Raw genomic sequence first — 12,994 nt, 5'->3', positions numbered from 1 at the left:
GTAAAAGTTGTACCATTGTAGACAAGGTGACTAAGGTTGCTGTTCTTGTTTAATGAAAGGTGATTGCGAAGTTGAAAGATACATTTGTTGAAAAAGTAGATGACTTTGTAAAGCAGCATGATGTATTAAAGAATGATTCAACAATTGTTGTGGGAGTTTCTGGTGGTCCTGACTCGTTAGCGCTTTTATATTATTTATTAGAAAAAAGAGCGGAAAAACAGTTGGAAATTGTAGTTGCTCATGTGGATCATATGTTTAGAGGTGATGAATCTTATGAGGATTTACAGTTTGTGCAGGGCCTTTGTGAAGAACTGGGAATTATTTGTGAAACGATAAGGATTAATGTATCACAATATCAACAGCAATACGGAATGAATGCACAGGTTGCTGCGAGAGAATGCAGATATGCATTTTTGGAAAGAATAATGAAGAAATATGATGCGAGATATGTTGCTCTTGGACATCATGGAGATGATCAAGTCGAGACAATTTTAATGCGTCTTGTAAGAGGGAGTACTCCGAAAGGATATGCAGGAATTGCAGTGAAGCGTCCTTTTCATAATGGATATTTAATTAGGCCGTTACTTGGCGTAACGAAGGAAGAAATTGTTGATTACTGTAATAAGCTAAATTTAATGCCACGTATAGATCCGAGTAATAAAAAGGAAGTATATACAAGGAATCGATTACGTAAATATGTCCTTCCTCATTTGAAAGAAGAAAATCCACAAATGCATGAGAAATTCCAAAAATTTAGCGTGCAGATGCAAGAGGATGAGGCTTATTTGCAGGAATTAGCTTTTGAGAAAATGAATAAAGTAATTACAAAAAAAAGTGATAAACAAATTAGCTTATCAATTCCTGCCTTTGAATCCATGTCTATGCCTTTACAAAGAAGAGGGATTCAACTAATATTAAACTATCTTTATGAATATAAGATTCCATCTTCTCTTTCTTCTATACATATTGACAAGTTGATTGAGTTTTTTAAGCGGACACAACCTTCAGGTTCACTTGATTTTCCGGGTGATTTGAAAATTGTTCGTTCATACGAGGAGTGTAGCTTTAGATTTAAACAAGAAATTGTCTCTCCTTTTTCACAAGATTTATTAGTACCCGGGACCATTACGCTATTGAACGGGGATGAATTTGTAACAGAGGTGAGCGAAGATATACCAAGTAACATGAATGAAACAGTATTTGTTGCTAAGTATAATGATATATCATATCCACTTCGTATTCGTTCTAGAGAAAATGGAGATCGCATGTCAATACAAGGTATGAATGGCACGAAAAAGATAAAAGCTATTTTTATCGAAGCGAAAGTACCGAAAGAAAAAAGAGAAGAATGGCCGGTCGTTTGTGATGCAAGTGGGACTATTATTTGGGTACCCTTGTTGAAACGATCTGCATTTGCAATTTCGAAAGAGATGGCAAAGAAGGATAAATATATGATTATTCACTACAAAAGCAAGGAGTCTTCCGGGAGGATAATGAAATGATGAATCAAGATATCGAAAAAGTATTAATTTCTGAAGAGCAAATACAAGAAAAGGTGCGCGAACTAGGTGCAATTATTGCAGAGGATTATAAAAACACAGTACCTCTTGCAATTGGTGTATTAAAAGGCGCAATGCCATTCATGGCAGATTTATTAAAGAGAACAGATACATATCTTGAAATGGATTTTATGGCTGTATCTAGTTACGGTCACTCTACAGTTTCAACAGGCGAAGTGAAAATTTTAAAAGATCTTGATACTTCTGTAGAAGGTCGCGATATTTTAATCGTCGAAGATATTATTGATAGTGGTCTTACACTAAGCTACTTAGTAGACTTATTCAAATATCGTAAAGCGAAGTCTGTAAAAATTGTTACATTATTAGATAAGCCAACAGGCCGTAAGGTTGATCTGAAAGCGGATTATGTTGGATTTACTGTTCCACATGAATTTGTAGTAGGATATGGATTAGATTATAAAGAGCAATACCGTAATCTTCCTTATGTAGGCGTATTAAAACCAAGCGTTTACTCAAATTAATTAAATATAGGCTTCACAATTGTATAGGAAAGTTTTTCTATGTTACGATTTACTATAGTGTTTATGCCGTGAGAGGAGGTTAGGAATGAATCGTATCTTCCGTAATACCATCTTTTATTTACTGATATTCTTAGTAGTAATTGGAATCGTGAGCTATTTTAATGGTTCGACACAAAAAACGACATCAGTTAGCTACGACAAATTCATTACTAAACTAGAAAGCGGTGAAGTGCGTAATGTGCAACTTCAACCGAAAAATGGTGTATTTGAGGTAAAAGGACAATTTAATAACTCTAGCCAAGGAGAACAATTTGTTACTTATGCACCAAATACTGAGGAATTACAAAAGAAAATTAATGATAAAGCGAAAGGTGCTGAAGTTAAGTATCAACCAGCAGAAGAAACAAGTGCTTGGGTAACATTCTTTACTTCAATCATTCCATTTGTCATCATCTTCATTTTATTCTTCTTCTTATTAAACCAAGCTCAAGGCGGCGGTAGCCGTGTTATGAACTTCGGGAAAAGTAAGGCGAAGTTATATAATGATGAAAAGAAAAAAGTTCGTTTCAGAGATGTTGCTGGTGCGGATGAAGAGAAACAAGAACTTGTTGAGGTAGTTGAATTCTTGAAAGACCCTCGTAAGTTCTCTGAAGTTGGTGCTCGTATTCCAAAGGGTGTCCTATTAGTTGGACCTCCAGGTACAGGTAAAACTTTATTAGCACGTGCTGTTGCAGGTGAGGCTGGCGTTCCATTCTTCTCTATCAGTGGTTCTGACTTCGTAGAGATGTTTGTCGGTGTCGGTGCATCACGTGTACGTGATTTATTTGAAAATGCAAAGAAAAATGCTCCTTGTATCATTTTCATTGATGAAATTGATGCAGTAGGTCGTCAACGTGGCGCAGGTCTTGGTGGTGGTCATGATGAGCGTGAGCAAACATTGAACCAATTACTTGTTGAAATGGATGGATTCGGTGCAAACGAAGGTATTATTATCGTTGCTGCGACAAACCGTCCAGACATTCTTGACCCAGCGTTATTACGTCCAGGTCGTTTTGACCGTCAAATTACAGTAGATCGTCCAGATGTAAATGGCCGTGAAGCTGTACTGAAAGTACATGCGCGTAATAAACCACTTGATGAGCATATTAATTTAAGAGCAATTGCGACTCGTACACCAGGATTCTCTGGTGCGGATCTTGAAAACTTATTAAACGAAGCTGCTTTAGTAGCTGCACGTCAAGATAAGAAGAAAATTGATATGAGTGATATCGATGAAGCGACGGATCGTGTTATTGCAGGTCCAGCTAAGAAAAGTCGTGTTATCTCTGAAAAAGAACGTAATATCGTTGCTTTCCATGAAGCAGGTCATACTGTAATTGGTGTTGTTCTTGATGAAGCAGATGTCGTTCATAAAGTAACAATTGTCCCTCGTGGTCAGGCTGGTGGATATGCGGTAATGCTTCCGAAAGAAGATCGTTACTTCATGACGAAACCAGAGTTACTTGATAAAATCACTGGTTTACTTGGTGGCCGAGTAGCTGAGGAGATTGTATTTGGTGAAGTGAGTACAGGTGCTCATAATGACTTCCAACGTGCGACTGGTATTGCAAGACGTATGGTTACGGAATTTGGTATGAGTGACAAACTTGGACCGATGCAATTTGGTAGCTCGCAAGGTGGTCAAGTGTTCTTAGGAAGAGACTTCCACTCAGAACAAAACTATAGTGATGCGATTGCACATGAAATCGATATGGAAATGCAATCAATTATGAAAGAATGTTATGCTCGTGCAAAACAAATTCTTACTGAAAACCGTGATAAACTAGATATTATCGCACAAACGTTACTTGAAGTAGAAACGTTAGATGCAGAGCAAATCAATCATTTATGTGATTACGGCAGATTGCCAGAACGTCCAACATCTTCAGATGATGTGAAAGTAAACATCAACATGAAGAAAGACGATGAAGATAAAGAAGATAAGTAAGAAGTGAAGGAGTGACTATCGTCACTCCTTTTTTGTTTGTTAAAATCTTTGTTAATTACTATTGAGAACTTAGTGGATAAAGTAATTTAAGTAAAACTAGTATTAAAAATTGAAATAGAGAGCAATCTTTTTGTAAAATGATGAGGATAGGAAAGCTGATTATATAAGTATGTGTGATATGATGTTTTTATAAGTTTTATACATACTGCACAAATATAGATTAAATAAGATAAGTGGTGAGAATATGATTTTTGTATTGGATGTAGGGAACACAAATGCTGTACTAGGTGTGTTTGAAGAGGGGGAACTTCGTCAGCATTGGCGCATGGAAACAGATCGTCATAAGACAGAAGATGAATATGGAATGCTTGTAAAGCAATTGCTTGAGCATGAGGGTCTTTCGTTTGAAGATGTGAAAGGTATTATTGTGTCTTCAGTCGTACCACCAATTATGTTTGCTTTAGAGCGCATGTGTGAAAAATATTTTAAAATTAAACCGCTTGTAGTAGGGCCTGGGATAAAAACAGGACTAAATATTAAATATGAAAATCCGCGTGAAGTAGGCGCAGACCGAATTGTAAATGCAGTAGCAGGAATCCACTTATATGGAAGTCCGCTCATTATTGTTGATTTTGGTACGGCTACTACATATTGTTATATTAACGAAGAAAAACATTATATGGGTGGAGTTATTACGCCAGGAATTATGATTTCAGCAGAGGCTTTATATAGCAGAGCAGCAAAACTTCCTCGTATCGAAATTACAAAACCAAGCAGTGTTGTTGGGAAAAATACAGTAAGTGCGATGCAATCTGGTATTCTTTATGGTTATGTTGGACAAGTGGAAGGTATTGTTAAGCGTATGAAAGAAGAAGCTAGACAAGAACCTAAAGTTATTGCAACAGGTGGATTGGCAAAATTAATTTCCGAAGAATCGAATGTAATTGATATTGTAGATCCGTTTTTAACGTTAAAAGGTTTGTATATGTTATATGAACGTAATGCAAATTTACAGCATGAGAAAGGTGAATAAATACGTATGAAAGATTATTTAGTAAAAGCGTTAGCATTTGATGGAGAAGTGCGTGCGTATAGTGTGCGTACAACAAATACAGTAAGTGAGGCGCAAAGACGTCATGATACATGGAGAACAGCTTCAGCGGCACTAGGGCGTTCTTTGACTGCGGGTACAATGATGGGCGCAATGTTAAAGGGTGAGCAAAAGTTAACGATTAAGGTAGAAGGTAATGGTCCAATTGGCCCTATCTTAGTAGATGCTCATGCAAATGGAGATGTACGTGGTTATGTAACGAATCCGCATGTTGATTTTGAAGGAACAGAACAAGGGAAGTTACGTGTATATCAAGCAGTAGGTACAGAGGGGTTTGTAACTGTAATTAAAGATATTGGAATGCGTGAGCCGTTTATTGGTCAATCTCCAATCGTTTCAGGAGAATTAGGAGAAGACTTTACGTATTATTTTGCAGTTTCTGAACAAACGCCTTCTTCCGTAGGTGTTGGTGTTCTTGTAAATGGAGATGATAGCATATTAGCGGCAGGTGGATTCATCCTTCAAATTATGCCGGGTGCGCAAGATGAAACGATTTCATTTATTGAAGACCGTTTACAAAAGATTCCACCTGTATCAACGTTGATTGAACAAGGTCTTTCTCCGGAAGAGCTACTATATGCAGTTCTTGGAGAAGATAAAGTAAAAGTATTAGAAACAATGGATGTTCAATTTAATTGCACATGCTCACGCGAGCGTATTGAGAGTGTATTAATTAGTTTAGGTAAAACAGAGTTAGAGCAAGTTCGTGAAGAAGAGGAAGAGACAGAAGTTCACTGTCATTTCTGTAATGAACGATACAAGTTCTCTAAAGAAGATATTACAAATTTAATCGAGAATTTGTAATAAGGGAATTAAGAGGAGCAATCCTCCAAATGAATTGACAAACAGGGAATTTTCTGACAAAATCTAAATATAGATAAAACCAATAAAAATACTCGGTGTTAGGAGTGACAGGAATGCGAGTGGCACAATCAGTTTCAGAATTAATCGGGAAAACGCCGATCGTTAAGTTGAACCGCATCGTAGAATCAGACAGCGCAGATATATACTTAAAATTAGAATTTATGAATCCGGGGAGTAGTGTTAAAGATCGTATCGCATTAGCTATGATTGAAGATGCTGAAAAAAAGGGATTATTAAAAGAGGGCGATACAATCATTGAGCCGACAAGTGGTAACACAGGAATTGGTTTAGCGATGGTAGCGGCTGCTAAAGGATATAATGCAATCTTAGTAATGCCAGAAACAATGAGTATTGAGCGTCGTAATTTATTACGTGCTTACGGTGCGGAATTAGTATTGACTCCAGGGCCTGAAGGAATGGGTGGAGCAATTCGTAAAGCGACTGAATTAGCAAAAGAACATGGCTACTTTATACCACAACAGTTCAAAAACCAATCGAATCCAGAAATTCACCGTTTAACAACAGGTCCAGAAATTATTGAACAAATGGGCGACCAATTAGATGCGTTTATTGCAGGTATTGGTACAGGTGGAACGATTACTGGTGCTGGTGAAGTACTGAAGGAAGCGTATAAAGATATTAAAATTTATGCAGTAGAACCTGCAGATTCACCAGTATTATCTGGTGGGAAGCCAGGTCCACATAAAATCCAAGGAATTGGGGCGGGATTTGTTCCGGAGACGTTGGATGTAGAAGTATATGATGAAATTATTCAAGTGAAAACAGAGCAAGCATTTGAATATGCGAGAAGAGTGGCTAAAGAGGAAGGTATTTTAGTTGGTATCTCTTCAGGCGCAGTTATTTATGCAGCAACAGAGGTTGCGAAAAAGTTAGGTAAAGGGAAAAAGGTACTTGTTATTATCCCGAGTAACGGTGAACGTTATTTAAGTACACCACTTTATCAATTTGAATCCTAATTAAACGCGATTGAAAAAGCATCCTTGAAAAAGGGTGCTTTTTCTTTTGGGATTGGAAATAGGAAAAGAGTGAATGACTAGAAAACTTCATGTAAAATAAGAGGTAGTATAATTAAATTATTTTCACTAGCCTTCGAGTATAATCAATCTCTATATAAATAACTTATGTAGTTTGAGCTGGTTTATCTAAGAGGGTGGGATAAAAGAAGACGGGGTGTTGATATGCAACGAAGAAAATCTTTAGCGCTTTCTATTCCATATCAGTTAGATTTCTTTAAGCAATATAAATTTCTTTCTCAGGGTAAATCGCAACATATTTTGTTAGAAAGCGGCCGTGGCGGTCGTTATAACATTGTAGGGCTGAACCCAGTAGCGGTAATCCGAGGGAAGGGTGAAATGTTACATATAAGTGAAAGTGGTAAGGAAACAATAAAACGAGGGAATCCGTTAGATTTAATGCAAGAATATATGGAACAATGGAAGACGGACTATAACCCAGAGTATCCGCCTTTTCAAGGTGGTGCAATTGGCTATTTCAGTTATGACTGTATCCGTTATATTGAAAAGCTGCCTTCTCTTGCGGAAGATGATATTGATATACCTGACATCTTCTTTTTATTATTTGATGACGTATTTGTCTATGATCAAAAAGAACAAGTGTTATGGGTTATTACGCATTATGTAGATAAATATGAAGAGGCGAAAGAACGGCTAAATGAGTGGAAGAGTCTTTGGATGACAGAAGCGCCTGAAGTGACCGTGCCCTTTGAAAGTCCTGAAAAGAAAAGTGAAGCAGTTGCTTTTACTGAAGCTGGCTTTATGAAGGCAGTTGAATGTATTCAAGAATATATTGGAGCGGGTGATGTGTTCCAAGTAAACTTGTCGACGAGACAAGAAAGAACGTTACAGACACACCCACTAGAAATTTATACAAGTCTTCGTGAAATTAATCCATCTCCATATATGGGTTACCTGGAGCTTGGGGATTTTCAAATCGTTAGTGGATCGCCAGAGTTGTTAATTAAGAAACAAGGAACTGAAGTAAGTACAAGACCAATTGCTGGAACGAGATCTAGAGGCGCGGATGAGCAAGAGGATGAAGAATTAGCAAGAGAATTAATTGAGAACGAAAAAGAAAGAGCAGAGCATGTAATGCTTGTGGATTTAGAAAGAAATGATTTAGGACGTGTTTGTAAATATGGCACTGTAGAAGTAGATGAATTTATGGTAATTGAGAAATACTCACATGTTATGCATATTGTTTCTAATGTGCGTGGTGAGGTGGAAGAAGATAAAGATGCTTTTGATTTAGTGAAGGCTGTATTCCCTGGGGGAACAATTACTGGTGCCCCAAAAATACGTACGATGGAAATTATTGAGGAATTAGAACCTGTTCGAAGAGGGATTTATACAGGTTCAATCGGTTGGATTGGTTATTCTGGAGATACAGAATTGAATATTGTAATTAGAACACTTCTTGCTAAAGATGGAAAAGCTCATGTACAAGCAGGGGCGGGAATTGTAATTGATTCAAATCCGGAAAATGAATATAAAGAGTCGTTAAAAAAGGCGATTGCTTTATGGCGTGCAAAAGAACGTAGTGAAGAAACGGTTAGGTGAGAGAAATGATATTAATGATTGATAATTATGATTCTTTTACATTTAATTTAGTGCAGTTTCTTGGAGAACTTGGACAAGAGCTCGTTGTTAAACGTAACGATGAAGTGACTATTTCAGATATTGAGAATATGAAACCAGATTTTCTAATGATTTCTCCAGGCCCATGTAGTCCTAATGAAGCTGGGATTAGTATGGAAGTTATTAAATACTTTGCTGGAAAGATTCCGATTTTGGGTGTTTGTCTAGGGCATCAATCCATTGCACAAGTGTTTGGTGGAGAGGTTGTCCGTGCAGACCGATTAATGCATGGAAAAACGTCGCTTATGCATCATGATGGAAAGACGATTTTTTCGGATATTCCTAATCCGTTTACTGCGACGCGCTATCATTCCCTTATTGTTAAGAAAGAGACGTTACCCGATTGCTTAGAGGTAACATCTTGGACAGAGGAAGGGGAAATTATGGCACTTCGTCATAAGACATTACCGATAGAGGGTGTGCAATTCCATCCAGAATCTATTATGACTTCTCATGGGAAAGAGCTGTTGCAGAATTTCATTCGTAAATACAGTCCAAGTGCGACATTATGTTAATTTACGTAAATGGTCAGTATGTAGAAGCAAGTGAAGCGAGAATTTCTCCTTATGATCATGGTTATTTATATGGTCTTGGAGTTTTTGAAACGTTTCGTATTTATAATGGTCATCCTTTCTTATTGGATGATCATTATAACCGTTTAATAGAGGCGCTGGATACATTGCAAATTAAATGGACAATGACAAAAAATGATGTGATGCTTATTTTGAAAGATTTACTCGCTAAGAATGAATTGAAGCATGCATATGTACGTTTTAATGTATCGGCGGGTATAGATGAAATAGGATTACAAACGGAAATGTATGAAGAGCCTTCTGTTATTGTTTTTATAAAACCTTTAACATCTCCAGGGGATGTAGTGGAAAAAGAAGGTGTTATTCTAAAACAAGTGCGAAATACACCGGAAGGGACATTTCGCCTGAAGTCTCATCACTATTTAAATAATATTTTAGGGAAGCGTGAAATTGGAAATGTTGTGAGTAAGGAAGGTATTTTCCTCACTGAAGCAGGTTATGTTGCAGAGGGCATTGTTTCGAATCTATTTTTTGTGAAAGGTGATGTTTTATATACACCTTCGTTAGAGACAGGGATTTTAAATGGTATCACTCGTGCGTTTATTATAAAGAGTGCTGAAGAATTAAATATAGAAGTAAAGGAAGGTTTCTTTACAAAAGATGAGCTACTTTCAGCGGATGAAGTCTTCGTAACAAACTCCATTCAAGAAATTGTTCCGCTTTATCGTATAGAAGCGCAGGATTTCCCGGGTAAAGTAGGAGTGGTTACAAAAAGTTTAATGTACCTTTATGGAATGCAAAGAGAGAAATTATGGAGCAGAAATGAATTACGAAGAGGAGATGTGTAGTTTGAAGTGGGATTATGATTTGCGCTGCGGCGAATATACATTGAATTTAAATGAAAAAACATTAATTATGGGGATTTTAAATGTAACACCAGATTCGTTTTCTGATGGTGGGAGTTACAACGAGGTAGATGCTGCGGTACGTCACGCAAAAGAAATGCAAGGTCAAGGTGCTCATATTATTGATATTGGTGGCGAATCTACTCGCCCAGGTTTTGCTAAAGTATCAGTAGAAGAAGAAATAAAGCGAGTTGTCCCGATAATTCAAGCAGTTTCAAAAGAAGTAAAATTGCCTATATCTATCGATACATATAAAGCTGAAGTTGCAAAGCAAGCAATTGAGGCTGGTGCTCATATTATTAATGATATTTGGGGAGCGAAGGCGGAGCCAAAAATTGCTGAAGTCGCAGCTCATTATGATGTACCCATCATTTTAATGCATAACCGCGATAATATGAATTATCGTAATTTAATGGCGGATATGATTGCTGATTTGTATGACAGTATTAAAATTGCTAAAAATGCTGGTGTGCCAGATGAGAATATTATTTTAGATCCAGGTATCGGTTTTGCTAAAACACCTGAGCAGAACTTAGAGGCGATGCGTAATTTAGAACAGTTAAATGTGCTAGGTTATCCAGTTCTCTTAGGTACTTCGAGAAAGTCCTTTATTGGGCACGTATTAGATTTGCCAGTGGAGGAACGCCTTGAGGGAACAGGAGCTACCGTTTGTCTTGGTATTGAAAAGGGCTGTGAGTTTGTTCGTGTCCATGATGTGAAAGAAATGGCGCGTATGGCTAAAATGATGGATGCGATGATTGGTAAGGGGGTAAGGTAATTGGATAAAATTTATATCCATGATATGGAGTTTTATGGTTATCATGGTGTGTTCCCAGAGGAGAATAAATTAGGTCAGAGATTTAAAGTTGACTTAACGGTGGAGTTGGATTTAAAGCGTGCAGGGGAAAGTGATGACTTAGAGCATTCGGTCAATTATGGAGAGCTTTTCGAATTATGTAGAAAAGTTGTTGAGGATAGAAAGTATAAGCTTGTGGAGAGTATCGCTGAAAATATTGCTGCAGATATATTAAAACAATATGAAAGTATTTCACGCTGTACAATTAAGGTAATTAAGCCGGATCCACCGATACCGGGTCATTATCGTGCTGTAGCAGTAGAAATTACGAGAGAACGTCCATGAACAATATAGCTTACATTGCATTAGGGTCAAATATTGGAGAGCGTTATACGTATCTAACTGAAGCGATTCAGTTTTTAAATAAAAATCCTTATATTCAGGTTGATGATATTTCATCTGTATATGAAACTGAGCCAGTTGGCTATACTGACCAAAGTTGCTTTTTAAATTTAGTTATAAAAATTTCTACCAATTTATCACCACAAGAGTTATTGAAAGTAACACAAAAAGTAGAAAATGACCTAGGAAGAAAAAGGGAAATTAGGTGGGGGCCGAGGACTATCGACCTTGACATTTTACTTTATAATCAAGAGAATATTGAAGCAGAGAATCTTATTGTTCCGCATCCGCGGATGTTTGAAAGAGCTTTTGTTATCGTTCCGTTGTTAGAGATTAATCAAGACATAAAACAAAATATTTCACGTTCACAAGTAGAAGAAATGAAAAGGCGAGAGGGAGTAACGGTATGGAAGCAGAAAAATGGGGAAGACGCATTCGTGCTTTTCGAAAGCTAAAAGGCTATACACAAGAAGGTTTTGCTAAAGAACTAGGGGTATCTGTATCTGTTTTAGGTGAGGTTGAGAGAGGGAATAGATCGCCTTCTCAAGATTTTGTAGTAGAAGTTGCTAAGGCATTAAATGTTTCGATAGAGGAATTAATGCCAAAGTGATTGTACAGGAAGGAGTAGGTTGATTGTTAAAGATTGCAAATATCGAGATGAAAAATCCGGTTGTACTAGCACCGATGGCGGGAGTGTGTAACTCTGCATTCCGTTTAACAGTAAAAGAATTTGGTGCCGGCTTAGTTTGTGCTGAAATGGTAAGTGATAAGGCAATATTACTTAATAATAAAAGAACATTAGATATGTTATATATCGACGAGAGAGAAAAGCCATTAAGTTTACAAATTTTTGGTGGAGAGAAAGAAACTCTTGTAGATGCTGCGAAATATGTAGATAAATATACGACAGCAGACATAATTGATATTAATATGGGTTGTCCAGTGCCGAAAATCGTTAAATGTGATGCGGGGGCAAGGTGGCTTTTAGATCCGAATAAAATATATGAAATGGTAGCAGCGGTTGTAGATGCTGTAGAAAAGCCGGTTACAGTTAAAATGCGTATCGGTTGGGATGAAGAACATATTTTCGCAATAGAAAATGCTAGGGCTGTTGAGCGTGCTGGTGGCCAAGCTGTGGCGGTTCACGGACGTACACGAGTGCAAATGTATGAAGGAAAAGCGGATTGGGATATTATTAAACAAGTAAAACAATCTGTAAATATCCCGGTTATCGGAAATGGTGATGTCGCAACGCCGCAAGATGCAAAGCGTATGCTTGATGAAATTGGTGTAGATGGTGTTATGATTGGTCGTGCGGCTCTTGGAGATCCGTGGATGATTTATCGTACGGTAAAGTATTTGGAGACAGGTGAATTAATGCCGGAACCAACAGTGCGCGAGAAAATTGATGTATGTATGTTACATCTAGATCGTCTTATTGACTTAAAGAACGAAAGTGTCGCTGTAAGAGAGATGAGAAAACATGCAGCTTGGTATTTAAAAGGTGTTCGTGGTAATGCGAGTGTACGTAATGGTATTAATGCTTGTAACACACGGGAAGACCTTGCGAATGTGTTAGGTACATTTGTAGAAGAAGTGGAAGCGAAACAACAAACAATTTACGTTAGTTAATAATGGACATAGGAGATTGACATTCTTCTATACACTTCCTATAATTAC

At 37.4% G+C, this 12,994-nt stretch carries 14 protein-coding genes; all 14 read left to right on the top strand.

Going from position 1 to position 12,994, the window contains the following annotated elements:
- Window positions 1-71 precede the first annotated feature (71 nt).
- The 14 genes from tilS (at window position 72) to dusB (ending at window position 12,946) form a co-directional block, all read left to right on the top strand.
- Complete coding sequence (tilS, locus tag IQ781_RS15270) at window positions 72-1,502, top strand: tRNA lysidine(34) synthetase TilS (RefSeq protein ID WP_000655463.1); 1,431 nt, start codon at window positions 72-74, stop codon at window positions 1,500-1,502.
- Entirely contained in the window at window positions 1,499-2,041 is a 543-nt protein-coding gene (gene hpt / locus IQ781_RS15265) for a hypoxanthine phosphoribosyltransferase (protein WP_000981842.1), read from the top strand. The genes tilS and hpt overlap by 4 nt, the downstream gene beginning before the upstream one ends.
- An 85-nt stretch (window positions 2,042-2,126) precedes the next feature.
- On the top strand, window positions 2,127-4,028 hold the full coding sequence (gene ftsH / locus IQ781_RS15260; RefSeq protein ID WP_001079674.1) for an ATP-dependent zinc metalloprotease FtsH: 1,902 nt from the start codon (window positions 2,127-2,129) through the stop codon (window positions 4,026-4,028).
- 244 nt (window positions 4,029-4,272) lie between these two features.
- A complete protein-coding gene (locus tag IQ781_RS15255; protein WP_000578368.1) occupies window positions 4,273-5,061 on the top strand; it encodes a type III pantothenate kinase in 789 nt (262 codons plus the stop codon).
- Between the two features lie 6 nt (window positions 5,062-5,067).
- Window positions 5,068-5,943, top strand: a complete 876-nt coding sequence (gene hslO / locus IQ781_RS15250) for a redox-regulated molecular chaperone HslO (RefSeq protein ID WP_000656372.1) — start codon at window positions 5,068-5,070, stop codon at window positions 5,941-5,943.
- 113 nt (window positions 5,944-6,056) lie between these two features.
- Window positions 6,057-6,980: a cysteine synthase A gene (gene cysK / locus IQ781_RS15245; protein ID WP_001261712.1), complete on the top strand. Its 924-nt coding sequence runs from the start codon at window positions 6,057-6,059 to the stop codon at window positions 6,978-6,980.
- A gap of 222 nt (window positions 6,981-7,202) precedes the next feature.
- Window positions 7,203-8,600, top strand: a complete 1,398-nt coding sequence (gene pabB / locus IQ781_RS15240; protein WP_001189726.1) for an aminodeoxychorismate synthase component I — start codon at window positions 7,203-7,205, stop codon at window positions 8,598-8,600.
- Between the two features lie 5 nt (window positions 8,601-8,605).
- The gene (gene pabA, locus IQ781_RS15235; protein ID WP_060634867.1) at window positions 8,606-9,193 is read left to right on the top strand and encodes an aminodeoxychorismate/anthranilate synthase component II; all 588 of its coding nucleotides are present in this window, start codon (window positions 8,606-8,608) and stop codon (window positions 9,191-9,193) included.
- On the top strand, window positions 9,187-10,059 hold the full coding sequence (pabC, locus tag IQ781_RS15230) for an aminodeoxychorismate lyase (protein WP_065211612.1): 873 nt from the start codon (window positions 9,187-9,189) through the stop codon (window positions 10,057-10,059). The genes pabA and pabC overlap by 7 nt, the downstream gene beginning before the upstream one ends.
- Window positions 10,034-10,894, top strand: coding sequence for a dihydropteroate synthase (gene folP, locus IQ781_RS15225; protein ID WP_002183026.1), 861 nt, complete (start codon window positions 10,034-10,036; stop codon window positions 10,892-10,894). Before pabC ends, folP begins: the two co-directional genes overlap by 26 nt.
- Window positions 10,895-11,257 (top strand): dihydroneopterin aldolase, encoded by a 363-nt coding sequence (gene folB / locus IQ781_RS15220; protein ID WP_000358062.1) that lies wholly within the window; start codon window positions 10,895-10,897, stop codon window positions 11,255-11,257.
- Window positions 11,254-11,769, top strand: coding sequence for a 2-amino-4-hydroxy-6-hydroxymethyldihydropteridine diphosphokinase (gene folK / locus IQ781_RS15215; protein WP_001059450.1), 516 nt, complete (start codon window positions 11,254-11,256; stop codon window positions 11,767-11,769). The genes folB and folK overlap by 4 nt, the downstream gene beginning before the upstream one ends.
- The gene (locus IQ781_RS15210; protein ID WP_000387031.1) at window positions 11,721-11,924 is read left to right on the top strand and encodes a helix-turn-helix domain-containing protein; all 204 of its coding nucleotides are present in this window, start codon (window positions 11,721-11,723) and stop codon (window positions 11,922-11,924) included. The genes folK and IQ781_RS15210 overlap by 49 nt, the downstream gene beginning before the upstream one ends.
- A gap of 23 nt (window positions 11,925-11,947) precedes the next feature.
- The gene (gene dusB, locus IQ781_RS15205; RefSeq protein WP_050228961.1) at window positions 11,948-12,946 is read left to right on the top strand and encodes a tRNA dihydrouridine synthase DusB; all 999 of its coding nucleotides are present in this window, start codon (window positions 11,948-11,950) and stop codon (window positions 12,944-12,946) included.
- Window positions 12,947-12,994: the final 48 nt, after the last annotated feature.

It is taken from the genome of Bacillus sp. N447-1, from assembly GCF_022701035.1.
Taxonomy (GTDB): domain Bacteria; phylum Bacillota; class Bacilli; order Bacillales; family Bacillaceae_G; genus Bacillus_A; species Bacillus_A cereus.
Note: the sequence above shows the minus strand (reverse complement) of the source record. Positions and strands in the feature narration are given on the sequence as shown.

Bases quoted from the DNA above. Each gene is read 5' to 3' on its own strand.
- hslO (WP_000656372.1), top strand. From the start codon at position 5,068: ATGAAAGATTATTTAGTAAAAGCGTTAGCATTTGATGGAGAAGTGCGT.
- cysK (WP_001261712.1), top strand. From the start codon at position 6,057: ATGCGAGTGGCACAATCAGTTTCAGAATTAATCGGGAAAACGCCGATC.
- IQ781_RS15255 (WP_000578368.1), top strand. From the start codon at position 4,273: ATGATTTTTGTATTGGATGTAGGGAACACAAATGCTGTACTAGGTGTG.
- hpt (WP_000981842.1), top strand. From the start codon at position 1,499: ATGATGAATCAAGATATCGAAAAAGTATTAATTTCTGAAGAGCAAATA.
- pabA (WP_060634867.1), top strand. From the start codon at position 8,606: ATGATATTAATGATTGATAATTATGATTCTTTTACATTTAATTTAGTG.
- ftsH (WP_001079674.1), top strand. From the start codon at position 2,127: ATGAATCGTATCTTCCGTAATACCATCTTTTATTTACTGATATTCTTA.
- pabC (WP_065211612.1), top strand. From the start codon at position 9,187: ATGTTAATTTACGTAAATGGTCAGTATGTAGAAGCAAGTGAAGCGAGA.
- pabB (WP_001189726.1), top strand. From the start codon at position 7,203: ATGCAACGAAGAAAATCTTTAGCGCTTTCTATTCCATATCAGTTAGAT.
- folP (WP_002183026.1), top strand. From the start codon at position 10,034: ATGAATTACGAAGAGGAGATGTGTAGTTTGAAGTGGGATTATGATTTG.
- IQ781_RS15210 (WP_000387031.1), top strand. From the start codon at position 11,721: ATGGAAGCAGAAAAATGGGGAAGACGCATTCGTGCTTTTCGAAAGCTA.
- folK (WP_001059450.1), top strand. From the start codon at position 11,254: ATGAACAATATAGCTTACATTGCATTAGGGTCAAATATTGGAGAGCGT.